The following is a 21589-nucleotide window of genomic DNA, read 5'->3' as shown; positions in this document are numbered from 1 at the left end:
CGATGTCGTCGAGGCCGCCGCGACGACGATCACCAGTGAGGCGCGCGGGGCTGCGGACTGTTCGCTGTGAGCAGGTGCGCACGCGTTGACCGGTCGGCGGGGCTCCGGTTGGATGGAGTCATGACTGATCGCACAAAGCCTGAGTTCGACGCCCCCACCGGTCCCGCTCCCTCGGAGCTCGTGGTCCGCGACCTCATCGAAGGTGACGGCACCGAGGCCAAGCCCGGCGACACCGTCACCGTGCACTACGCCGGTGTCGAGTTCGAGTCCGGCGAAGAGTTCGACTCTTCCTGGGGCCGCGGTGAGACCATCCAGTTCCCGCTGCGCGGCCTGATCCAGGGCTGGCAGGACGGCATCCCCGGCATGAAGGTCGGCGGTCGTCGCGAACTCGTGATCCCGCCGCACCTGGCGTACGGCCCTGCGGGCGGCGGACACTTCCTGTCCGGCAAGTCGCTGATCTTCATCATCGACCTCGTCGCCGTCGGCTGACCGACCTCCGCGTGACGCGCCCTTCCCTGCGGGGAAGGGCGCGTTCTGCGTCTCCCCGAAACATTTCTCCAGGAGATTCCTATTCGAGGGAATGTATTCTTCTGAATGCGAGTTGAGTACTCGTATGCCGCAGCTGCGGCCCTTGTCCCGTAAGGAGATCCCATGACCACGATCGACGTTCCCGGCTACCGCCCCGGCACCTGGGTGCTCGACCCCTCGCACAGCGAGGTCACCTTCAGCGTCCGCCACATGATGATCTCCAAGGTGCGCGGCACCTTCGGAGTCAAGAGCGCGACTCTGATCGCCCCCGAGAACCCGCTGGAGGCCAAGGTCGAGGCGAGCGTCGACGTGACCTCGATCGACACCAAGGACGAGGGACGCGACACGCACCTGCGTTCCGGCGACTTCTTCGACACCGAGAACTTCCCGACCATGGAGTTCGTCTCGACCGGCGCGCGCGTCGAGGACGGCGACCTGTTCGTCGACGGTGACCTCACGATCCGCGGCATCACCAAGCCCGTGAGCTTCGAGCTCGACTTCGGCGGCTTCGGCAGCGACCCGTGGGGCAACTACAAGGCCGGCGCCTCGGCGAAGACCGTCATCAACCGCGAGGACTTCGGTCTGACCTGGAACGCCGCACTCGAGACCGGTGGCGTGCTCGTCGGCAAGGACGTCACGATCAGCCTCGACCTGCAGGGCTCTCTGCAGCAGGACTGACCACAGTGCGACGGAGAACCCCGGGCCCTCAGGGCTCGGGGTTCTCTGCGTCGTAGCCGCGGAATCCCGAGCTGCGACGAGCGAGGACGGCCACGAGCGCGATCACGAGGAATCCGCCCAGCAGCGGAGGGAACCAGAGTGCCGTGAACGTCGCGAGCGTGCCGGCGTAGAGCGCGCCGACGCGCGGACCGCCCGCGACCACGACGATGAACACGCCCTGCAGGCGGCCGCGCATCGCATCGGGGACCGCGGCCTGCATCATCGTGTTCCGGTAGATCGAGCTGACGTTGTCCGCGGCGCCGGAGAACGCGAGAGCGATGCAGGCGAGCACGATCAGCGCGATGTGCGGACTCGTCTCCGTTGCGGGGTCTGCCCCGGCGCCGACCAGCAGGACGAGTCCGAAGAGCAGGATGGCTGCACCGTAGGCTTCGACCGCGCGCTCGATGCCGCGCCCGTGCCAGCGGTACTGCACCACGCGGCCGGAGAACAGGCTCGAGGCGAACGTGCCGACCGCTACGGCGGCGGTGAGCAGTCCCGTCGTGAGTGCTCCACCCCCGAGGAGGACGGTGCCGAGCGCGGGGAAGAGCACCAGGGGCTGTCCGAACGTCATCGCGATGATGTCGAGGATGTACTGCATCCGGATGTTGCCGGCTCGGCGCAGGAAGCGCCAGCCGTCGACCAGAGATGCGAGTCCCGGTCGCACCACGTCACCCTCCGGGCGCAGCGACGGCAGCGTCCACAGTCCGAGGAACATCGAGAGCATGAGGACGACGTCGATCGTGTAGGTCCAGCCGTAGCCGGTCAGGGCGACCAGGAGCCCGGCCAGTGCGGGGCCGGCCATGACGGTCAGCCCGAAGGCGACGCCGTTGAGGGCGGAGGCGGCGGCGAGCTTGTCGCGCGGGATCAGGCGAGGCACGATCGCGGTACGGGTCGCCATCCCGACCGAGTTGGCGGCCGAGTTGATCATGCTGAGCGCGTAGAGCCACCAGATCGTCTCCCCGCCCGACCAGGTGAGGGCGGCGAGCAGCGCGGTCGACGCGAACGTCACGGTGGCGGCGATGAGTGCCACCCGGCGACGGTCGAACGCGTCGGCGAGCATGCCGCCGTAGAGGCCGGCGAGGATCATCGGGATGAGGCCGGCCACCGCGATCATCGAGACGGCGAAGGTGCTGCCCGTGAGCGCGAACACGTGCAGCATCACCGTGACGAGTGTGAGCTGTCCTCCGATGCCCGAGAGCGTGGAGCCGATCCACATGCGCGCGAACGCCGGATTCTCGGTGAGGGGGCTCAGATCGATGAGTACTCCGCGCCGCGCACTCATCCTGTGATCTCGCCGTATCGCACCCCTCGAGCGTATCGGAGCAGGAGGTCGGCGGGCCTGTGCTGACTCGGTCGTCGAGGAGCGCCCCGGGCTGGTAGACTCTTCAGGTTGCCGTTTGATCGGCCGCGGATAAAGAGAGCCCACGTATCAGGCGTCGGGCGCCGCGCAACGAACTGAAAGGGGATCCCATCTATGCCACTCGAGTCTGACGCCAAGAAGGCGATCATGGAAGAGTACGCGACGCACCCCGGTGACACCGGATCCCCCGAGGTGCAGGTCGCAATGCTGACGCAGCGCATCAAGGACCTCACCGAACACCTCAAGGAGCACAAGCACGACCACCACTCGCGTCGTGGTCTGTTCCTCATGGTGGGTCAGCGCCGTCGTCTGCTCGGCTACCTCCAGGACATCGACATCGAGCGCTACCGCTCGCTGATCGAGCGTCTCGGGCTTCGCCGATAAAGCGACCCTGCGTACAATCGCGCAGAACATTCTTGAGAAGGCCGTCCCAGGTGTGGGGCGGCCTTCGTCGTCGTCGGGGTTGATTCACGTGTGAGTTTCCATTAGGAAAGTAGTGAGCTTTCCACTCGGAAACAGAATGCGAGGTCGTCATGGACCAGAAACCGATGCGGGGCGCCGCGCCACTCGACCCGCCTTCGCCCGAGGTCGCGCGCCGCTATCTCGACGAGGTCGATCGTGTTCTCGGGCGCCGCGATGATCACGTGAATCTCCGTCCGCAAGGCTGGCTGACGATCGTCCAGGGCGTGCTGGTGGCGGGACTGGTCGGCTCCACGATCGTCGCGTTCCGTGCCGGCGACACGTCGGTGGCGATGCTTCTCGTCCTGGCGTTCCTGATGACCGGGCAGGTACTGACGGGCGTGACCGAACGATTCGGCGGGCAGCGCCGCTTCACACGCCGGCGGTGGTTCTACTACGGCGCACTCGTGCTCGCGGGGGCGGGCGTCATCGCCACGTACCTGCTGAGCCTGTTGTCCGAGATCCGATCCTCCCTCCCGCTGGGTCTGATCCTCGCTCCCACCGGTTTCGCGGTCCTCGTGCTCCTCGGCATCGGCGCCTGTCAGCTGTGGGTGTCGCGTGGTGCACCACAGGCAGCCAGACGAGAGCTCCCACCGTTCGTCTGGCCGGCGCGGGGGACGACGCTGGCGTTCGGGATCCTGCTCGGCACCATGATCGTCACTGCAGCGATGGGAGAGACACTGTTCACGTCGGTGCTCGCCGTGCTCGCTGGCATCGCGCTCATCGTCGCCAGCGTCGGCAGCGCAACCGACTGGGGCCTGGCGTACCTCGGCCAGGTCTGGCGGTGGCCGCAGTTCCTGATGCTGTTCGCAGGGATCGCGGCGCTCGGTGCCACCGTCGTCGTCGGGTCGACGGGGGTCGCCAATGCTCACGTCGGCGTCCTGGTCGGAGCGGGCATCGTCGTCCTGGCCCTGATCGCGTCGCTCGCGCCGCTGTCCGCGAAGGCGGACGGGCGTGCCTGACATCCGCGCGGCCGCGGACAGAGGTCACCCGCGCACCCGCCTCGACGACAACTTCGCCACGCCGATCCGCTTCTCGATCCTCGCCTCGCTGGGCGACGGGGTCGAACTCGACTTCGCGACTCTCGCCGGGGTTCTCCAGGCGAACGATTCCGTGCTCAGCAAGGCGATCGCGCATCTGCAGGACGCGGGCTATGTGTCGACCAGGAAGGGCTACGTCGGCAGTCGGCCGCGCACCTGGGTCCGATCGACGGACTCCGGACAGCGCGCGTTCGCCGGCCACCTCGGGGCGCTGCGGGAGATCGTCGAGCTCGGCGGAGGACAGCTGGCCTGGGGGCCGGACCCGCGCGCCTGACCCTCAGTTCGGCTCAGGGAGGCGATCTTCACGGGGCGCGCAGAGAGGCGCTCGACTGGTAGCCGAACGCCTCTGCGCGTGTGTCAGACCGAGGCGCCGACGAGGTCCGCGTGGTGGATCGCCGCGACGTCCGGGTGTGCGCGCAGGCGCGACTTCAGCGCGTTCTCGCCGTACAGCGCGTGGATCGGGTTGCTCGGGTCCTCCGTGACGCCCTTCGCCTCGGCTGCGAGCTCGGCAGGCAGCTCGATCAGCGGAAGACGCTTGTCGAGTGCCGGGTTGAAGAAGAACGGGATGGAGATGCGCTCGTCCGGGGCCTTCGGCGATACGACACGGTGGTTCGTCGCTTTGAGGTAGCCGCCGGTGGCGTACTCGAGCAGCTCGCCGATGTTGACGACGAAGGCACCGGGCACCGGGGGCGCGTCCACCCATGCGCCGTCTCGCTCGACCTGGAGCCCGCCCTTGCCCGGCTCCACCCACAGCAGGGTGAGTACCCCGGAGTCCTTGTGCGCGCCGACGCCCTGCTGTGGCTCGGGTGCATCCGTTCCGGGGTAGCGCACGATCTTGATCAGCGTCGAGGGTTCCCCGAAGTGCTCGTCGAAGTACGTCTCGTCGGCACCGAGTGTCTGCGCCCAGGCGCGCAGGAGCTTGCGGGCGACATCGGACAGGGTGGCGTGCCACTCGGCGACCACGTCCTGCAGCTCGGGCTGCGCGGCCGGCCAGAGGTTCGGGCCGACCAGGCGGTTGAACGCGGGGCCGCCGACGATCGGCTCGCGCTCGGGCCCGATGTCGATCTGTTCGCGCCAATCGACCTTGCCCTGCGTGCGCTCGCCGCCGACGCGCGTGTAGCCGCGGAAGTGCGGGCTGTTGACGTTCTCGATCGCGAGCTTGTCCGCCTCCGGCAGCGCGAAGAAATCGAGAGCGGCCTGGTGCAGGCGCGCCTCGAGCTCGGGGGAGATGCCGGTTCCGGTCAGGTAGAAGAACCCGACGTCGTGCGTCGCGGCGCGCAGGTCGTCGCGGAATCGCGCGGCCGCCTCGGGGCCGTTGTCGAGCTGGGACAGGTCGAGGATGGGGAGCGAGAGTTCAGCCATGACCCGAGGGTAGATCCGCTTGCTCGGAGCGCGGTCGAGTGTTGCGTCGCGTTACTTCCGTGGCGGGCGCTCCGGTTCCGGATGCCGGGTGTACCGGGCGGCGGAGTGGCGGTGCTAAAGTCTCGTTGGTAAGGGATGCCTTACCTCATCGTTCTGCAGAGAGTTTCATTCCGTGCTCGCCACTTTCCTGATCGGCCTCCGCGAGGGCCTCGAAGCCGCGCTCGTCGTCGGCATCCTCGTCGCCTACCTTCGACGTCTCGGACGCGCCGACGCTCTTCCGAAGCTCTGGGCAGGGGTGGGGCTCGCGATCATCCTCGCGCTCGGCATCGGCGCCGTGCTCACCTTCGGCGCCTACGAGCTGACATTCACGGCCCAGGAGCTGATCGGCGGTCTGCTCTCGCTCCTAGCGGTCAGCATGGTGACCTGGATGATCTTCTGGATGCAGCGCGCCGGCCGCACCATGAAGGCGACACTCGAAGGCGGCGTGGACAGGGCCCTCACAACGGGGGGACTCTGGGCGCTCGTCGCGATCGGCTTCGTGTCCGTCGCGCGCGAAGGCATCGAGACCACACTCCTGCTGTGGTCGATGGTGCAGTCCTTCGGCGACGCCCCGACCGCGATCCTCGGGGCTCTTCTCGGCCTCGCCGCGGCTGTCGTGGTCGGCTGGCTGATCTCACGAGGCGCTGTCACGCTGGACCTGCGCCGCTTCTTCGCCTGGACCGGCGGATTCCTGGTCATCGTCGCCGCCGGAGTGCTCGCCTACGCGGTCATGGACCTGCAGGAGGCCGGCGCGCTTCCTGGTCCGTTCACGCCCGCAGCCCCCATCGATCCGGTCACCGGCGGTGTCGCCATCGGCTGGGGTGCCTTCCCGTTCGGATGGGCTTTCAACGTGTCGACCGCGATAGCCCCGGGAGGACCGCTCGCGGCGATCCTGCAGGCGACCGTCGGCTTCATGCCTGCCATGACCTGGCTGCAGGTCGCCGGCTGGACCCTGTACCTCACCGTCGTCGGATCGTTCTACATCCGCGGTCTCCGTTCGCGTCGTCCCTCGAGGCCGCAGCCCGCTGCGCACCCGGACGCCGGCGCAACCTCCCTCTCACACCAAGGAGCAGCATGACCACCTCCCATCGCATCCTCGGCGCGGTCGCCGCGACCGGAGCCGCGGCGCTCGTCCTGAGCGGTTGTGTCGCCAAGAGCGACGCCGACGCCTCGGCGGCGTTCGACGTCTCGTCCACCGACAGCGACTGCGTCGTCTCGGAGTCGACGGCCACCAGTGGAACCCTGACGTTCGCGGTGACCAACGACACCGACCAGGTCTCCGAGTTCTACCTGCTCGCCGAGGACGGCCTGCGCATCGTCGGCGAGGTCGAGAACATCGCGCCGTCGGCATCGCGCACCCTCACCGTGGTCGCGCAGCCGGGCGAGTACTACACCCTGTGCAAGCCCGGCATGATCGGCGATGGCGTCGGCAAGGCTTCGTTCACGGTCACGGGTGACCGCGTCACGGTCGACGGTGCGGATGCCGAGCAGAAGCAGCAGGCCGTCGACCTGTACGGCGCGTTCGTCAAGGACCAGGTCGGCCAGCTCGTTCCCGCGGTCGAGGACTTCGTCGCCGCCTACGAGTCGGGTGACGATGACACCGCCCGCGAGCTCTTCCCGCTGACCCGCGCCTACTACGAGCGCATCGAGCCGGTCGCCGAGGCGCTCGGCGACCTCGACCCGCGCATCGACTACCGCGAGGTCGACGCCGTCGCCGAGGGACTCGATTGGACCGGATTCCACCGCATCGAGAAGGACCTCTGGGTGCCGGCGGAGGATGCGCTGAACGCCGACGGCGAGACACCTGCCCGGCAGGACTGGGCCCCCTCGACGCCGCAGGAGCGCGCCGACTTCGGCGACCTGCTCCTGGCCGATGTGCAGGAGCTGTACGACTACGTGCACTCCGACGACTTCACCACGGCGCTCGACGACCAGGGCATCGGCGGGATCTCGAACGGCGCGATCGCGCTGCTCGACGAGGTCGCGACCGGAAAGATCTCCGGCGAGGAGGACTGGTGGTCCGGCACCGACCTCTACGACTTCGCGGCGAATGTCGAGGGGTCGAAGATGGCGTTCTCGCTCGTGAAGGACTTCGCATCCGCCCAGGGCGACGACGGTGAGGCTCTCGTCGCCCAGATCGAGGACGGCTACGCCGCTCTCGAGACCTCGCTCGCCGCGCACGGCTCGCTGGCCGATGGCTTCGTGGGCTACTCCGAGCTCACCGACCAGGACAAGCGCGAGTTCACCGATCTGATCAACGCCCTGGCCGAGCCGCTGTCGCAGCTCACCGGCACGGTGCTCGACTGATCAGCTGACGGGATACGATCACCCACGTGAATGAACCAGGAACGGATGCCGCAGCCGGAGACGCGTCGAGTGCGGAACCGGCTGCGGCGTCCGCTCCGGCCGGTCTGAGCAGGCGGGGTCTGCTCGGACTCGCGATCGGCGGTGGCGTCGCCGGTCTCGCCGTCGGTGCGGGAGCCGGACTCGCCGGAGGGGTGGCGCTCGGGAGGGCGCGGGCCGCGGCGGGCGCGCAGGACCCTTACGCCTTCTTCGGCGACCATCAGGCGGGAATCACGACTGCGGTGCAGGATCATCTGCACTTCGCGTCATTCGACATGATGCCGCGCACCGACCGCGACGACCTGATCTCGCTCCTGCAGGACTGGTCGTACGCGGCGTCCCGCATGACCCAGGGCCTCGAAGTCAGTGCGACAGGTGCTGTCGGCGGCCCGACCGAGCAGCCGCCGGAGGACACCGGGGAAGCGCTGGGGTTGCCGGCGGCGGGTCTCACCCTCACCTTCGGATTCGGCCCCGGACTCTTCGAGAACGAGGACGGCGACCGGTACGGGATCGCCGCTCTGCGCCCGAAGGGTCTCGAGCGACTTCCCGCTTTCCTCGGCGACGACCTCGATCCGCAGGGTTCGCACGGCGACCTGTGCATCCAGGCCTGTGCGGACGACCCGCAGGTCGCGGTGCACGCGATCCGCAATCTCAGCCGCATCGCGTTCGGGCGGGCGCGCCTGCGCTGGTCGCAGCTCGGTTTCGGCAAGACCTCACGGACCACGGCGACCGCCGCGACTCCGCGCAATCTGTTCGGCTTCAAGGACGGCACCGCGAACATCCTGGCCGACGACCAGAAGGCGCTCGACGCGCACGTGTGGGTGGCGGATGAGGACGAGCCGAGCTGGCTCGCCGGCGGGTCGTACCTCGTCGCCCGCAAGATCGCGATGCTGATCGAGACCTGGGATCGTGTGCGCCTCGCCGAGCAGGACACGATCATCGGTCGAGACAAGGGGGAGGGTGCTCCGCTCTCCGGAGGCGACGAGTTCACGGCGCCGAACTTCAGCGGGACATCGATCGATGCGAACAGCCACGTACGGCTCGCCCATCCGGAGCAGAACGACGGCATCCGCATCCTCCGCCGCGGATACAACTACGTCGACGGCAACAACGACCTCGGACGCCTGGACGCCGGGCTCTTCTTCCTGTCGTATCAGCGCGACCCGGCGCACTTCATCACGCTGCAGCGGCGTCTGTCGACGGACAGGCTGAACGAGTACATCCGCCACGTCGGATCCGGGATCTGGGCGATTCCCCGTGGAGCGCAGCCCGGTTCCTACATCGGTGCCGAGCTGTTCGCCTAGCGCTGCAGACGCCCGGAGCAGCGCGACCGGCTCAGGACGCGAGCGTCTCCACGACGAAGGCCGCCATCGCGTCGGCGCCGAAGTGGTCCCCGGCCGTGATCGTCACCACCGCGTCCGCCGCGAAGATGAGCAGCTGGCCATAGGCGCCGTGGAGTCGCCAGGCGTCGCCGGGGCCACCCCAGCCCGCGAGCGCGTAGCGGTCGTACCCAGGACTCTCACCGGCGACCACCCACTCGGAGTGCATCGCGTCGATCCACTCCGGGGCCACGAGCTGACGGCCCTCCCACACGCCGCGATCGCGGATCAGTCGTCCGAGCCTGGCCATCTCCTCGGTGCGCAACGCCACGCCGCCGCCGGCGACGATACGCCCGTTCGGGCACCGCTCCCACTCGACCTGCCTCAGCCCGAGCGGTGCGAACAGGCGGGGCTCCAGATACGCAGCGACGTCGCCGACCCGGGTCTCGAGAACGCGCATGGCGGTGTAGGTGCTGGCGTTCGAATACTGGAAGCGCCGCCCCGGCGTCAGTCTCCCGAGGAACTCGGTCGCGAGGTCGGGCCAGTCGGTCATCATCGTCTCCGACCAGGGAAGGTCGATGCCGCTCGTCATCGTGAGGAGGTGGCGGAGCGTGACCTGCTCGACGCCGTCACCGAGCGGGAGGCCGTCCAGGTATGTCGCGACCGGTGCGTCGAAGGCGATGAGCTCTTCCTCGGCCGCGATCGCCGCGGCCATCACGCAGATGCCCTTGGCGACCGAATGGATGTCCGCACGGATGTCGGGGGTCCATCGGTGCGTGGCCGTGTCCGCACCGATCAGCACGTGGAGGCCGTGCGCCCCGAAACCGGAGGCCTCCGTCTCCTGCACGATGCGGTCACGGATCGTCTCAGCGCGGGTCACCCTCTCACGCTACCCGGAGGCGCTGATCCCGAGGCGTCATCACGACCGCGGTCGGCGTGCTCCGGTGGGGTCGTTGCGGCTGCCCTCCCGTGAGGCGAGGGCAGGGTCGGCGAACAGCCACGTCGGACGCGGTTCGACGAGCGGCCGGAACACGCGTCGGATGGGTCGCGTCGCCAGGGCCAACGCGACGAGCACCGACAGGACGGTGACGAGGGGGAGCCAGAGCCAGGTCGGCTCCAGGTCGCGCAGGACCCCGGTCTCGCGGAAGGGGTAGAGCACGAAGGAGTGCAGCAGGAACACGTACATCGTGTACTGGCCGAACGTCGTCCACCAGTGCGTCCCTCGGGGGATCAGCGCGAAGAACGCCGCGCTCAGCACGACCGCCAGTACCATCAGCGCGAGACGGACACCACCGGCCCACCACTGCTCTCCGCCCAGATCGGCGTAGGAGTCCTCGTAGAACAGCCAGTGCCGCAGGTCGGCGGCCTGCCAGACGGGCAGCCAGTTCCAGGCGGCCCACCCGGTCGCCGCGATCACCACGACGGCGACGGCGCGCACCCACCACGGGCGGAAGTCGAGAAGTCGGAAGCGGCTGACGATGTCATGCTCGCGCAGCCACCACCCGAGTGCGAAGAAGGGCAGGAGGCCGAGCGTGCGTGACAGGGAGAACGTGCTGTCTACGTTGGGCAGGTACCCGACTCCGAGGGAGATCAGCACGGTCCATGCCAATGGCCAGCGCAGCAGCGCCAGGTACGGGAGCACCAGGCGGAAGATCCCGAGCGCGAGCAGGAACCACAGCGTCCACGACGGCTGCGTGATGTTCGGGTTCGCCTGCCCCTCGACCAGCCATTTCGTCAGAGTCCAGAGCAGTTCGAAGATCACATAGGGGACGAGGATGTCGGTGATCACCCTGGCCATCTGCGTCTTGGTGGGGGAGCCGGACTTGGAGAAGTAGCCGGAGATGATCGCGAACGCCGGCATATGGAACGCATACAGCGTGAGGTAGAACGCGAAGGCGATGTCGGAGTCGTAGATGAGGCGCTGGATCGCGTGGCCGAGCACCACGAGCACGATGCACATGTAGCGCGCGTTGTCCCAGAAAGGCACGCGACGCCGAGGCTTGGCGACCGCGCCCGTCGGGGGTCCTGCGATGTCGGCACCTGCGCTGTTCATCCTCCGAGGCTACTCGGGGAATAAAGTTGCTCGTGTCACGTTGACTCAGATACATTCAAATGAATAGAAGCGGATGCCGAGTCATCCGATTCGGAGAAGACGGAGCAATCATGAGCGAGCAGTCAGGCGCGCAGGCGATGCAGTTCGGCATCATGTCGGTCAGCGACATCACCCGCGATCCCACCACGGGAGTCACGCCCAGCGAGCAGGAGCGGATCAAGGCCACCCTGGCCATCGCGAAGCACAGCGAAGAGGTGGGCCTCGACGTGTTCGCGATCGGCGAGCACCACAACCCGCCATTCTGGTCGTCCAGCCCCACCACGTTCCTCGCCGCCCTCGCCGCGCAGACCGAGCGTCTGATCGTGTCGACGTCCACGACGCTGATCACGACGAACGACCCGGTGCGCATCGCCGAGGAGTACTCGATGCTCCAGCACGTCTCCGACGGTCGCATGGACCTCATGCTCGGTCGCGGCAACACCGGACCGGTCTACCCCTGGTTCGGACAGGACATCCGCCAGGGACTTCCGCTCGCGATCGAGAACTACGCCCTGCTGCACAAGCTGTGGCGGGAGGACGTGGTCGATTGGGAGGGCAAGTTCCGCACCCCGCTGCAGGGGTTCACCTCGACACCCCGTCCGCTCGACGGCGTCGCGCCGTTCGTGTGGCACGGCTCCATCCGCACGCCGGAGATCGCCGAGCAGGCCGCGTACTACGGCGACGGCTTCTTCGCGAACAACATCTTCTGGCCCAAGGAGCACTACCAGCGTCTGATCGAGCTGTACCGTCAGCGCTACGCGCACTACGGTCACGGCACGCCGGAGCAGGCGATCGTCGGGCTCGGCGGTCAGGTGTTCATGGCAGCGAAGTCGCAGGACGCCGTGAACCAGTTCCGGCCGTACTTCGACAACGCCCCGGTCTACGGCCACGGCCCGAGCATGGAGGACTTCACCGAGATGACCCCGCTCACCGTGGGCTCCCCTCAGCAGGTGATCGACCGCTACGCCGCGATGCGCGAGCACTACGGCGACTACCAGCGTCAGCTCTTCCTGATCGACCACGCCGGCCTTCCCCTGAAGACCGTGCTGGAGCAGCTCGACATCCTCGGATCCGAGGTCGTGCCGGTGCTGCGCAAGGAGCTGGCGAAGGATCGTCCTGCCTCGGTTCCGGACGCCCCGACCCACGCCGCGCGCGTGAAGGCGGAGTTCGGCGACGGCCCCACCCGTCAGGCCCGGCCCGGCGCCAACCGTGGTGACAACCTGACCGGCGACTCGCCGTACCAGGACTCGCCGGCACCGGCCGGAGCCGCGTTCGGTCTCAGCCGGAAGCAGGCCTGAGATGGCCACCCGTCGTATCGCGGTGGTCTCCGCTGGGCTCTCCAACCCGTCATCGACGCGGATGCTCGCCGACCGCCTCGCGGCTGAGACCGTGAAGGCGCTCGCCGGGCACGACATCGAGGCCAGCGTCGACGTGATCGAGCTGCGCGACTACGCGCACGACATCACGAACAACCTGCTCACCGGATTCGCGCCGCCCGCGCTGGAGACCGCGATCAACACAGTGGTCTCCGCGGATGCGCTGATCGCCGTCACGCCGATCTTCTCCACGAGCTACAACGGGTTGTTCAAGTCGTTCATCGACGTGCTCGACCCCGATGCGCTCACCGGGAAGCCCGTGCTCATCGGAGCCAACGCCGGAACGGCACGGCACTCGCTCGCGATCGACTACGCGATCCGTCCGCTGTTCGCCTACCTGCACGCCGAGGCCGTGTCGACGGGCGTCTTCGCCGCGTCGAGCGACTGGGGCGGGGCAGGGGATGATGTGGCGCCGCTCGCGAAGCGTGTCGAGAAGGGCGCACGCGAGCTCGCCGAGGCGATCGCACGGCGAGAGACCGCGGCCGTGGTCGACCCCTACGACCCGGCGACCTACCTCGGTGAAGGGCGCTCCTTCGGCCACATGCTCGGCGGTCTCGCGGGCGAGTGATCGTGCGGGGCATGACGCCGTCGACGATGTCCGAGGGGCATCGTATGGTGGCGTCATGTCCCGTTTCACTGCATTCGACGACGTCCGCGGCGCGCTGACAGGATCCCTGATCCTCCCCTCCGATGAGGGGTTCGACGAGGGCCGCCGCCCCTGGAATCTCGCCATCGCGCAGCATCCCGCGGTCGTGGCGACTCCCGCCGACGTGTCGGATCTGCGCACGCTCCTGGGGGCTGCGGCCGACCTCGGTGTGCAGATCGCTGTGCAACCGGGCGGTCACGGGGCCTCGGGCGACCTCGCCGACGCGCTGCTGGTGCGCATGTCGGGCTTCGACGCGCTCGACATCGACCTCACGCGGGGAACGGCTGTCATCGGCGCCGGTGTGCGCTGGGGCCGGGTGGTCGACGCTCTCGAGGGCACGGGATGGGTGGCGCCCGCCGGCACGAGTCCCGTGGTCTCCGCGACGGGCTACACGCTCGGCGGCGGGCATTCCTGGTTCAGCCGCACCGCGGGACTCGGATCCGACAACCTGCGCGCGGCGTGGGTGTTGCGCACCGACGGCACGCACGAGCGCGTCGATGACGAGACCGATCCCGACCTGATGTGGGCGCTGCGCGGTGCCGGGGGCGTCGTCGGCATCGTCACCGCGATCGAGATCGACCTGGTCCCCGCACCGTCACTGTGGGGTGCGACGCTGGTGTTCGATGCGGCAGATGCGCCCGGGGTGCTTCGTGCGGTGCGCGATCTCTCGGCCGACGCACCCTCGACGCTGAACGTCTTCACGAACTCGATGCGCATGCCCGACGCGCCTCCGCTGCCGCCGGAGATCCGCGGACAGAACTTCGTGATGGTGCAGGCTCTGTCGACGGAGGGCAGCGCAGACACATTCCTCTCTGCGATCCGGTCGGCCGGCACCGTGCGCCGAGACCAGTCCGGGCCGACCTTGCCGGCCCTCCTGAGCGCGCAGTCGAACGAGCCGACCGATCCGACGCCCAGCCGCGGAGCATCCGTGGCCCTGCGCACGCTCGATGACGCCGTGATCGACGACCTGACCCGCTATCGGGATCGACCCGAGCAGGCATCGATCATCGCCATCGACGTCCGCATGCTCGGCGGCGCACTCGACGCGCCTCGGCGGCCGGGCTTCGCCTCGTTGCAGGGAGTGGGGTGGATCGTCTATGCACTCGCCCCGCTGTTTCCCGGTACGCCGAGTGAACCAGGGGATGCCAGCCTGTCCGGTTTCCGGGAGCTCCTCGCTCCGAGCACGGCCGAGCGCACGGTACCGACCTTCCTCAGTCCGGGGAGGATGCTCGACCAGGCCGCCCCGGCGAGCGAGGTCGCGCGTCTGCGAGAGCTACGCGGCAGGTTCGACCCTTCTGCGCTCCTTCACGAGGGACGGTTGCCGCGCTGACAGGCACGCGGTCGGTGCGAGGCGGTGCGGCTACTTCCAGCGGTACTCGGTCTCCGGCCGGCCACGGGCGCCGTAACGTGCGCCACGCGCCACCAGGCCCTCCGCCGCGAGATGCTCCAAATAGCGCCGCACCGCGACTCGCGACATGCCGAGATGTTCCGCTGCTTCGGTCGCCGACAACGGTCCTGCGGCGCGGACCTCGGCGGTGACGCGTTCCAGCGACGCGGAGGAGAGCCCCTTCGGCAGAGTGATCGATCCGGTTGCGCGTCCCAGCAGCGCATCGATCTCCGCCTGCGTGGCTTGACCTGCTGTCGCGGTGGCCTGAGTTCGGTGGTCGCGGTACTGCGCCATCCGTTCCTCGAACACCGCGAAGGGGAAGGGCTTCACCAGGTACTGGAAGACGCCGAGCGCCGCCATCTGCCGCACGGTGTCCGCGTCGCGTACCCCGGTGATCGCGATCACATCCACCGCAGCCGCGCGCGCCCTGAGGGTGCGCAGCACGTCGAGGCCGGACCCATCGGGCATCGTGACGTCGAGCAGCACCAGGTCGAAGGCATCCGGGCCCGGTCTGTCCAGCACCGCAGTCACGGCGGCGCGCGCGCCCGCGCACTCGCCGGCGACGACGAAGCCGTCCAGCCGGGCCACGTAGTTGCGGTGCAGTTCGAGGGTCAGGGCGTCATCGTCGACGAGAAGCGTGCGGATCATCGTGGCCTCCGCGGAGTATCGGCGCGGGGAAGCACCACCCGGAACGTCGTCGGGTGCGCGGAGAGCGTGACTGTTCCGCCGACGTCGTCGACCACGGCCCTGACGAGAGCGAGACCGACGCCGCGCCCCTCGGCGCCGGCAGGTTTCGTGGAGAAGCCGGAGGAGAAGATCCGCTCTGCCAGCTCGTCCGGCACTCCCGGGCCGCTGTCGGACACGTCGAGCATGATCCCGCCGTCCGCCGAGGGGCTCAACACCACGCTGACCCAGCGGTCCTCGGACTCGGCGGCGGCGTCCAGCGCATTGTCGATCAGGTTGCCGAGCACGGACACGCTGTCCACGGCGGAGAGCGGCGACCGGGGCGTGTCGGGTTCGATGCGCACGCGCCAGTCGATCCCGCGTTCCTTCGCCTGCGAGGCCTTGCCGAGCAGGAGCGCCCCGACGGCAGGGTCACCGTGTCGCCTGGCGGTCACCTGATCCACGAGCGACTGGCTCTGACGTGACGTCTCGGTCAGGATCTCGATGGCCTCCGCGCTGCGACCGAGCTCGAGCAGGGCGACGGCCGTGTGCATGCGGTTTCCGTGCTCGTGCGTCTGTGCGCGCAGCGCGTCGCCGAGCGTGCGGATGGACTCGTAGGACGAGACGGCGTCGCGCACCTGTCCCGGTGGCAGGTCTCCGGCGATTCGTCGGGTGATCCGGCGGGCGATCCACGCGCCCAGTGCGCCGAAGATGACCAGGCCAAAGGTGATCGCGAGCGAGAGCGGGATGCGCCGGATCACCGTCTCGGAGATCGACTCGATCGTGACGCCGGCCGCCACCCACCCGAGCAGCTCTCCGTCGTCGCCGGTCACGGGCTCGATCGTGCGCACCGAAGGTCCCAGCGTCCCGGTGAAGACCTCGGTGAGGGGGCGCGGGTCCTCCGGGATGGTGCCCAGGTAGGGTCGGCCGATCTGGTCGACATCGGGGTGGGTGATGCGCACCCCGTCGGCCGTCATCACGGTGATGAAGTCGAGGTCGGCGTCCTCCACGATCGACATGGCGTACGGCTCCAGCACCCTGGTCGCGCGCGCCTGGTCGCTCGCAGCGAGTTCGGAGGCGACGACGGGGGAGTTCGCCAGGGCGATGGCCGTGGCGGACGTCACCCGTTCGGCCTCCGCGCGGATGGCGCGCTGCGCATCGACGACCAAGAACACCGCGACGAGCACGCCGATGATCAGGGCGGCCGCCAGCAGGACCAGGAACACCCGTGATGCGGCGCTGCGAGCCGTATGAGCCAACGCATCCTCCGCTCGTCGTCGATCTCGGTCGTGACCAATACGACCACAAATGGTGCCAGACGGGGAAGTCCGCGACCGTGGGTGCACCGGCGGCGACGTGGCAACCGGGCATGAGACGAAGACGTTCATGATCAAGGAGGAAACATGGCCATCACGACAGGGTTCTCACTTCCCGGATTCCACTGGCGGCGCGGCAAGCAGGCCTGGGACCGGCACACCTGGCTGTATGTGTCGGTGATCATCGCCGTCGTGCTGGGGGCGGCCGTCGGCCTGATCTGGCCGGAGGTCGGGCAGAGTCTCGAACCGATCGGCAAGGGGTTCGTGTCTCTGATCAAGATGATGATCGCCCCGATCATCTTCTGCACGATCGTCGTCGGTGTCGGGTCGATCGCGAAGGCGGCGACCGTCGGCAAGATCGGCGGGCTGGCACTGCTCTACTTCATGGTCATGTCCACGTTCGCGCTCGCGATCGGCCTGGTCGTCGGCAACATCATCCACCCGGGTGCCGGTCTCGACATGGTCAACTCGAGCTACGACGCGACCGAGACCGAGGCGAAGACCACGACCGAGTTCATCCTCGGCATCATCCCGACGACCTTCTTCTCGGCCTTCACGGGGGAGAGCGTCCTGCAGGTGCTGTTCATCGCGCTGCTCGTCGGCTTCGCCCTCCAGGGGCTCGGCGAGAAGGGCGCCCCGATCATGGATGCGGTCAAGAACCTCCAGAAGCTGGTGTTCCGCATCCTCGGCATGATCCTGTGGCTCGCCCCGCTCGGCGCCTTCGGTGCGATCGCCGCGGTGGTGGGCAAGACGGGAATCGCCGCGATCTGGAGTCTCGGCGTGCTCATGATCGCGTTCTACATCACCTGCATCCTCTTCATCGTGGTGGTGCTCGGGACGCTGCTCTACGCCGTCACCCGGGTCAACATCTTCAGTCTGGTGAAGTACCTGGCTCGGGAGTACCTGCTCATCGTCGGTACCTCGTCGTCGGAATCCGCGCTGCCGCGCCTCATCGCGAAGATGGAGCACATCGGCGTCTCGAAGCCGGTCGTCGGCATCACCGTGCCGACGGGGTACTCGTTCAACCTCGATGGCACCGCGATCTACCTGACCATGGCGTCGCTGTTCATCGCGACCGGGATGGGACAGCCGATGTCGATCGGCGAGCAGATCGGTCTGCTGGTGTTCATGATCATCGCCAGCAAGGGAGCCGCCGGCGTCACCGGTGCCGGGCTCGCCACGCTCGCGGGAGGACTCCAGGCCTACCGTCCCGACCTCGTCGACGGCGTCGGCGTGATCGTGGGCATCGACCGGTTCATGTCGGAGGGACGCGCGCTCACCAACTTCACCGGCAACGCCGTCGCCACGCTGCTGATCGGCACGTGGACTCGTCAGATCGATCGGGACCGGGTGCAGCAGGTGCTGAGCGGAGCGATCCCCTTCGAGGAATCGCAGCTCGACGGCGTCGACGAGCACGGGATGGCTGAGGAGCGGGAGGCCGTCGACGTCCAGGGGCTCAAGGAATCGGCGCTTGATGAGATGGCCGCGAAGGAGGAGCGCGCCCGGCTCCGGGCTGCCGCGAGATGACCGCTCCCCGAGGGGAGTGAGGGATGCGGGAGTCGACGATCGTCGGCTCCCGCATCCGTGTGGTCAACCGCTCTTGCGTCGGAACTCGCGCCGCGTCTGCGGGGCGGGCGCGCCGTGCACGGCGGAATCGCCGTCGAGGTGTGCCTCGCCCTGCCGGTGGTGCGCGTTCTTCTTCTCGAGCGCTTCCTTGAACTTGCGCTTCATCTCCTCAGCGGAGGTGGCGCCTTCTTCGGTGCTCATGTTCGCCAGCCTAAGGCACAGGTGTGGGGACGGGGCACTCAGTTGCGGACTCGGCGGGTGACGACATCGATCAGCAGGCCGATACCGACGGCCACGGTGATCGACACCGGGACTGCGACGAGCGGTCCGCCGGGAAGGACCGCGGCGACTGCCGCGCCCACGGCCGCCTGGTAGGCCGCCCAGCCGATCGCTGCGAGCGTGACCAAGGTCAGGTAGCGCGGAGGATGGATGCGCGATGCACCGGCGACGAGATTGATCGCGAGTCGCGCGAAGGGGATGAACCGCGCCGTGAACAGCACCGTCGCCGTTCCGGCGTCCAGTCGGCGCCGCGCCCATCCGAGGGCCTGCTGGATGCGGGGCGCACGCATCCAGCGCCAGCGCTGCAGTCCGACCTGCCGACCGATCAGATAGCAGCAGACGTCGCCCACAATGGCAGCCACCGCGGCGCAGCAGATGACGGCCCAGAGCGGTGGGGACCCGGTGGACGCGGCGAGGGCTCCGAGCGCGGTGACGGCGATCTCCCCGGGGATGACCACGAAGAACGCGTCGCCGAGAACCAGCACGCTCATGAGGGCGAGACTCCAGGGGCCGGTCAATGACGCGGTGAGCAGGTCGGCAGGCACACCCACACGGTGCCTTCCGCGGGTGAACAGGAACCAAAGGGCGCATAGCCGGTGACCGGCGCTCCAGCATCCGGTGAACATCTGATGATGGAGGCCTGATCCGCACCGGGGACGCGGATGCGGCCGTCATCCTGGGGGTGTGAGAGTCGCGATCGTGACAGAGTCCTTCCTTCCCCATATGAACGGCGTCACCGGGTCGGTGCTGCAGATCCTGCGTCACCTCGAGAACTCCGGGCACGAGGCCCATGTGATCGCTCCTGCTGCCGCGGGGATCCCGTCGTCGGTGAGCGGCGCCATGATCGAGTCCATCCCGAGTCTCGCGCTGCCGGGATACCGTAACGTCAGAGTCGGCACGTCATCCGCGCACCGGGTGGCCTCGTCGTTGCGGCGCTTCCAGCCGGATGTGGTGCACCTGGCGTCGCCGTTCGCGCTCGGGTGGCGCGGAGTTCTCGCCGCGGAGCGCCTCGGGACCGCCGCAGTCGCCGCCTATCAGACGGACGTCGCGGCTTACACGGAGCGCTACGGGATCGCCGCGACGACCGGGTTCGCGCAGACGCATATCGCCCGGCTGCACCGCAGGGCCACGCTCACCCTCGCCCCATCGTCCGACGCGCAGAGCCAGCTCGAGCAGCTCGGAGTGGATCGGCTGCGCCGCTGGGGGAGAGGAGTCGACGCGGAGCGCTTCCACCCGATGCGCCGTGATCTCGCGTTGCGTGCCCGGTGGGGAGCGGGGGGAGAAGCCGTGATCGGCTACGTCGGACGCCTCGCCCCGGAGAAGCAGGTGGAGGATCTTGCGGTGCTGCAGTCGGTGCCCGGGGCGCGGGTGGTGATCGTCGGGGACGGTCCGAGCCGTGCGCGCCTGGAGTCCCTGATGCCGGATGCGCTCTTCCTGGGACACCTGGACGGCGACGCGCTCGCCGCGGCCATTGCCTCCTTCGACGTGTTCGTGCATCCGGGGGAGAGTGAGACGTTCGGGCAGACCCTGCAGGAGGCGCACGCGAGCGGGATTCCCGTGGTCGCGACCGGGCGAGGAGGTCCGCTGGATCTCGTGCGGATGGGCGTGGACGGATGGCTGTATCGACCGGGCGACCTGGACGACCTGCGGATGCGGGTTGCCGACCTCACCGGTGATGCACGCAAGCGACGCGCCTTCGGAGAGGCGGGATTCACCGCGGTGCAGGGCAGGTCATGGTCCAGCGTCTGCGAACAGCTTCTCGGCCACTATGAGGAGGCCCGGGCGTTGAAGCGGGTGGACACGGCCGTGCGCGCTCGCCGCGTGGTGCGGCCTGAACGATCGCGGCCGGTCGCGTCGACACGGTGGCGACGCTATGTGGCGCTGGGCGACTCGCTGACCGAGGGGCTCTGCGATCCTGCCCCCGACGGAGCCTTGCGTGGGTGGGCGGATCGTCTCGCCCTGCTCCTCGCCTCGCGGGGAGGTCTGCACTACGCCAACCTCGCGATCCGCTCGAAGCGAGTCAGCGATGTCTGCGGGTCCCAGCTGCAGAGAGCACTCGAGCTCAGGCCGGACCTGGTGTCGATCCTGATCGGTGCGAATGATCTCGTGAAGAGCCGGGTCGACATCCCTGCGCTCGCCGCATCTCTCGAGGGCGCCGTCTTGCAGCTGCGCGGGATCGGCGCGGATGTGGTGCTGGTGACGCCGTTCCTTCCCGGTCGTCGCGCCGCAGCGATCTACACCGCGCGTTTCGCCGCCTTCGCGACCGCGCTCGCGGGGATCGCTGCGCGAACCGGAGCGATCCTGATCGACACGGATCTGCACCCCACGCTGGGGGACCGCCCGCACTGGGGTGAGGACCTCGTACACCTCAGCAGCCGAGGACATCGCTTTCTGGCGTACCGCGTCGGCGAGGTGCTCGCCGTGCCGCATGCCGACGCGCTGGGGCTGCTCGACGCCGCACTGCATGAGCACGAGCCCATCGGTACCGGCGTCTGGTGGCGACGCCACGCACTGCCCTGGGTGTGGCGGCGGATGCACGGTCGTGCCGCGGGTGACGGTCGTAGCGCCAAACATGACGACTACGTGTACCTGGGGAGATCGTCGGCGGCGCGGGACGTCTCTGTGCGCTGAGCGGCGCTCTCGCTTCGCGGGCAGACTGCAGCGGGCCGCGCCTGTGGTTCACGTGGCGGAGTTGTCGAGCCGCTGCCTCCAACCGCAGGGCGGGGGGATCGAGTGGCCCTCACCCGCCGACGCTCATCGCCGAAGTCCGGTCGTGAAAGGTGCCGGCGCTGAGAGGTTTGCTGCGGGACCGTCGATGCCTCGCGAGCGGGGGTCGTGGTCGCCGCCATCGTCGGGCGGGGTCCCACCAGGCGGGTCCGCGGACGATGGGGAGACCGTTGTCCATACGGATCTCCCACCCCGACGAGTCCAGGGTGCGGTGGTGATGCCAGCACAACGTCACACCGTTGTCGGTGTGGGTCGGTCCGCCGCGGGAGTGTTCCTGCACGTGGTGGATCTCGCACCACGAGCCGGGTACGTGGCATCCGGGGATGAGGCACTCTTTGTCGCGGAGGGTGATCGCGCGTCTCTGGTGGGT

The 21589-nt window shown here is 68.5% G+C and carries 22 protein-coding genes; 13 read left to right on the top strand and 9 right to left on the bottom strand.

What is annotated here, in order from left to right; genetic code table 11:
- Positions 1-120: 120 nt before the first annotated feature.
- Together ACIOVG_RS00110 and ACIOVG_RS00105 are read left to right on the top strand one after the other, a co-directional pair.
- A complete protein-coding gene (locus ACIOVG_RS00110) occupies positions 121-489 on the top strand; it encodes an FKBP-type peptidyl-prolyl cis-trans isomerase (protein ID WP_400867857.1) in 369 nt (122 codons plus the stop codon).
- Between the two features lie 162 nt (positions 490-651).
- Positions 652-1206: a YceI family protein gene (locus ACIOVG_RS00105; RefSeq protein WP_400867854.1), complete on the top strand. Its 555-nt coding sequence runs from the start codon at positions 652-654 to the stop codon at positions 1204-1206.
- Positions 1207-1234: 28 nt separating this feature from the next.
- Here ACIOVG_RS00105 and ACIOVG_RS00100 read toward each other — a convergent pair whose 3' ends face one another.
- Entirely contained in the window at positions 1235-2527 is a 1293-nt protein-coding gene (locus ACIOVG_RS00100) for an MFS transporter (protein ID WP_400867851.1), read from the bottom strand.
- Positions 2528-2719: 192 nt separating this feature from the next.
- On the opposite strand from ACIOVG_RS00100, the gene rpsO reads away from it, so the two are divergent.
- The 3 genes from rpsO (at position 2720) to ACIOVG_RS00085 (ending at position 4378) form a co-directional block, all read left to right on the top strand.
- On the top strand, positions 2720-2989 hold the full coding sequence (rpsO, locus tag ACIOVG_RS00095) for a 30S ribosomal protein S15 (RefSeq protein WP_046014407.1): 270 nt from the start codon (positions 2720-2722) through the stop codon (positions 2987-2989).
- A 149-nt stretch (positions 2990-3138) separates the two neighbouring features.
- Positions 3139-4026 (top strand): hypothetical protein, encoded by an 888-nt coding sequence (locus tag ACIOVG_RS00090; RefSeq protein WP_400867847.1) that lies wholly within the window; start codon positions 3139-3141, stop codon positions 4024-4026.
- Entirely contained in the window at positions 4019-4378 is a 360-nt protein-coding gene (locus ACIOVG_RS00085) for a transcriptional regulator (RefSeq protein ID WP_400867844.1), read from the top strand. Before ACIOVG_RS00090 ends, ACIOVG_RS00085 begins: the two co-directional genes overlap by 8 nt.
- A gap of 83 nt (positions 4379-4461) precedes the next feature.
- Here the strand turns inward: ACIOVG_RS00085 and ACIOVG_RS00080 are convergent, their stop codons facing one another.
- Positions 4462-5466, bottom strand: a complete 1005-nt coding sequence (locus ACIOVG_RS00080; RefSeq protein ID WP_400867841.1) for an isopenicillin N synthase family dioxygenase — start codon at positions 5464-5466, stop codon at positions 4462-4464.
- A gap of 172 nt (positions 5467-5638) precedes the next feature.
- On the opposite strand from ACIOVG_RS00080, the gene efeU reads away from it, so the two are divergent.
- From efeU to efeB, 3 genes are read left to right on the top strand one after another with little or no spacing between them, the layout of a single operon-like run.
- On the top strand, positions 5639-6583 hold the full coding sequence (gene efeU, locus ACIOVG_RS00075; RefSeq protein ID WP_400867838.1) for an iron uptake transporter permease EfeU: 945 nt from the start codon (positions 5639-5641) through the stop codon (positions 6581-6583).
- Positions 6580-7812: an iron uptake system protein EfeO gene (gene efeO, locus ACIOVG_RS00070; protein WP_400867835.1), complete on the top strand. Its 1233-nt coding sequence runs from the start codon at positions 6580-6582 to the stop codon at positions 7810-7812. The genes efeU and efeO overlap by 4 nt, the downstream gene beginning before the upstream one ends.
- 26 nt (positions 7813-7838) lie before the next feature.
- Positions 7839-9152, top strand: a complete 1314-nt coding sequence (gene efeB / locus ACIOVG_RS00065; RefSeq protein WP_400867832.1) for an iron uptake transporter deferrochelatase/peroxidase subunit — start codon at positions 7839-7841, stop codon at positions 9150-9152.
- Positions 9153-9183: 31 nt separating this feature from the next.
- On the opposite strand, the gene ACIOVG_RS00060 is transcribed toward efeB, so the two are convergent.
- The gene (locus ACIOVG_RS00060) at positions 9184-10047 is read right to left on the bottom strand and encodes a serine hydrolase domain-containing protein (protein WP_400867829.1); all 864 of its coding nucleotides are present in this window, start codon (positions 10045-10047) and stop codon (positions 9184-9186) included.
- Positions 10048-10086: 39 nt separating this feature from the next.
- On the bottom strand, positions 10087-11220 hold the full coding sequence (locus ACIOVG_RS00055) for an acyltransferase family protein (protein ID WP_400867826.1): 1134 nt from the start codon (positions 11218-11220) through the stop codon (positions 10087-10089).
- Positions 11221-11330: 110 nt separating this feature from the next.
- Here ACIOVG_RS00055 and ACIOVG_RS00050 point away from each other — a divergent pair, with 110 nt between their 5' ends.
- Genes ACIOVG_RS00050 through ACIOVG_RS00040 form a run of 3 tightly spaced genes read left to right on the top strand, consistent with a single transcriptional unit; the run spans position 11331 to position 14611 of the window.
- Positions 11331-12557 carry an LLM class flavin-dependent oxidoreductase gene (locus ACIOVG_RS00050; RefSeq protein WP_400867823.1) on the top strand — a complete coding sequence of 409 codons (1227 nt, stop codon included), beginning with the start codon at positions 11331-11333 and terminating at the stop codon, positions 12555-12557.
- A gap of 1 nt (position 12558) precedes the next feature.
- Positions 12559-13203: an FMN reductase gene (locus tag ACIOVG_RS00045; protein WP_400867820.1), complete on the top strand. Its 645-nt coding sequence runs from the start codon at positions 12559-12561 to the stop codon at positions 13201-13203.
- 55 nt (positions 13204-13258) lie between these two features.
- Positions 13259-14611 carry an FAD-binding oxidoreductase gene (locus ACIOVG_RS00040; protein ID WP_400867818.1) on the top strand — a complete coding sequence of 451 codons (1353 nt, stop codon included), beginning with the start codon at positions 13259-13261 and terminating at the stop codon, positions 14609-14611.
- 30 nt (positions 14612-14641) lie between these two features.
- Here the strand turns inward: ACIOVG_RS00040 and ACIOVG_RS00035 are convergent, their stop codons facing one another.
- Positions 14642-15316: a response regulator gene (locus ACIOVG_RS00035; protein ID WP_400867815.1), complete on the bottom strand. Its 675-nt coding sequence runs from the start codon at positions 15314-15316 to the stop codon at positions 14642-14644.
- Positions 15313-16590 carry an ATP-binding protein gene (locus tag ACIOVG_RS00030; RefSeq protein ID WP_400867812.1) on the bottom strand — a complete coding sequence of 426 codons (1278 nt, stop codon included), beginning with the start codon at positions 16588-16590 and terminating at the stop codon, positions 15313-15315. The genes ACIOVG_RS00035 and ACIOVG_RS00030 overlap by 4 nt, the downstream gene beginning before the upstream one ends.
- 144 nt (positions 16591-16734) lie before the next feature.
- On the opposite strand from ACIOVG_RS00030, the gene ACIOVG_RS00025 reads away from it, so the two are divergent.
- On the top strand, positions 16735-18174 hold the full coding sequence (locus tag ACIOVG_RS00025; RefSeq protein WP_400867809.1) for a cation:dicarboxylate symporter family transporter: 1440 nt from the start codon (positions 16735-16737) through the stop codon (positions 18172-18174).
- Between the two features lie 63 nt (positions 18175-18237).
- On the opposite strand, the gene ACIOVG_RS00020 is transcribed toward ACIOVG_RS00025, so the two are convergent.
- Both ACIOVG_RS00020 and ACIOVG_RS00015 read right to left on the bottom strand, forming a co-directional pair.
- Positions 18238-18414, bottom strand: a complete 177-nt coding sequence (locus ACIOVG_RS00020) for a DUF5302 domain-containing protein (RefSeq protein WP_247629872.1) — start codon at positions 18412-18414, stop codon at positions 18238-18240.
- 38 nt (positions 18415-18452) lie between these two features.
- Positions 18453-19037 carry a DedA family protein gene (locus tag ACIOVG_RS00015; protein WP_400867804.1) on the bottom strand — a complete coding sequence of 195 codons (585 nt, stop codon included), beginning with the start codon at positions 19035-19037 and terminating at the stop codon, positions 18453-18455.
- Positions 19038-19191: 154 nt separating this feature from the next.
- Between ACIOVG_RS00015 and ACIOVG_RS00010 the strand changes: the two genes are divergently transcribed.
- On the top strand, positions 19192-21123 hold the full coding sequence (locus ACIOVG_RS00010; RefSeq protein WP_400867801.1) for a GDSL-type esterase/lipase family protein: 1932 nt from the start codon (positions 19192-19194) through the stop codon (positions 21121-21123).
- A gap of 109 nt (positions 21124-21232) precedes the next feature.
- Here the strand turns inward: ACIOVG_RS00010 and ACIOVG_RS00005 are convergent, their stop codons facing one another.
- Positions 21233-21544, bottom strand: a complete 312-nt coding sequence (locus ACIOVG_RS00005; protein ID WP_400872617.1) for an HNH endonuclease — start codon at positions 21542-21544, stop codon at positions 21233-21235.
- Between the last annotated feature and the right edge of the window lie 45 nt (positions 21545-21589).

Source organism: Microbacterium sp. NPDC087591 (genome assembly GCF_044743625.1).
Classification (GTDB): Bacteria; Actinomycetota; Actinomycetes; order Actinomycetales; family Microbacteriaceae; genus Microbacterium.
This window is presented reverse-complemented; position numbering and strand designations above follow the sequence as displayed.

What these genes read in the sequence shown, in the direction of transcription:
- ACIOVG_RS00110 (WP_400867857.1), top strand. Translation starts at nt 121, where the DNA reads ATGACTGATCGCACAAAGCCTGAGTTCGACGCCCCCACCGGTCCCGCT.
- ACIOVG_RS00105 (WP_400867854.1), top strand. Translation starts at nt 652, where the DNA reads ATGACCACGATCGACGTTCCCGGCTACCGCCCCGGCACCTGGGTGCTC.
- ACIOVG_RS00100 (WP_400867851.1), bottom strand. Translation starts at nt 2,527, where the DNA reads ATGAGTGCGCGGCGCGGAGTACTCATCGATCTGAGCCCCCTCACCGAG.
- rpsO (WP_046014407.1), top strand. Translation starts at nt 2,720, where the DNA reads ATGCCACTCGAGTCTGACGCCAAGAAGGCGATCATGGAAGAGTACGCG.
- ACIOVG_RS00090 (WP_400867847.1), top strand. Translation starts at nt 3,139, where the DNA reads ATGGACCAGAAACCGATGCGGGGCGCCGCGCCACTCGACCCGCCTTCG.
- ACIOVG_RS00080 (WP_400867841.1), bottom strand. Translation starts at nt 5,466, where the DNA reads ATGGCTGAACTCTCGCTCCCCATCCTCGACCTGTCCCAGCTCGACAAC.
- efeO (WP_400867835.1), top strand. Translation starts at nt 6,580, where the DNA reads ATGACCACCTCCCATCGCATCCTCGGCGCGGTCGCCGCGACCGGAGCC.
- ACIOVG_RS00055 (WP_400867826.1), bottom strand. Translation starts at nt 11,220, where the DNA reads ATGAACAGCGCAGGTGCCGACATCGCAGGACCCCCGACGGGCGCGGTC.
- ACIOVG_RS00050 (WP_400867823.1), top strand. Translation starts at nt 11,331, where the DNA reads ATGAGCGAGCAGTCAGGCGCGCAGGCGATGCAGTTCGGCATCATGTCG.
- ACIOVG_RS00045 (WP_400867820.1), top strand. Translation starts at nt 12,559, where the DNA reads ATGGCCACCCGTCGTATCGCGGTGGTCTCCGCTGGGCTCTCCAACCCG.
- ACIOVG_RS00040 (WP_400867818.1), top strand. Translation starts at nt 13,259, where the DNA reads ATGTCCCGTTTCACTGCATTCGACGACGTCCGCGGCGCGCTGACAGGA.
- ACIOVG_RS00035 (WP_400867815.1), bottom strand. Translation starts at nt 15,316, where the DNA reads ATGATCCGCACGCTTCTCGTCGACGATGACGCCCTGACCCTCGAACTG.
- ACIOVG_RS00025 (WP_400867809.1), top strand. Translation starts at nt 16,735, where the DNA reads ATGGCCATCACGACAGGGTTCTCACTTCCCGGATTCCACTGGCGGCGC.
- ACIOVG_RS00020 (WP_247629872.1), bottom strand. Translation starts at nt 18,414, where the DNA reads ATGAGCACCGAAGAAGGCGCCACCTCCGCTGAGGAGATGAAGCGCAAG.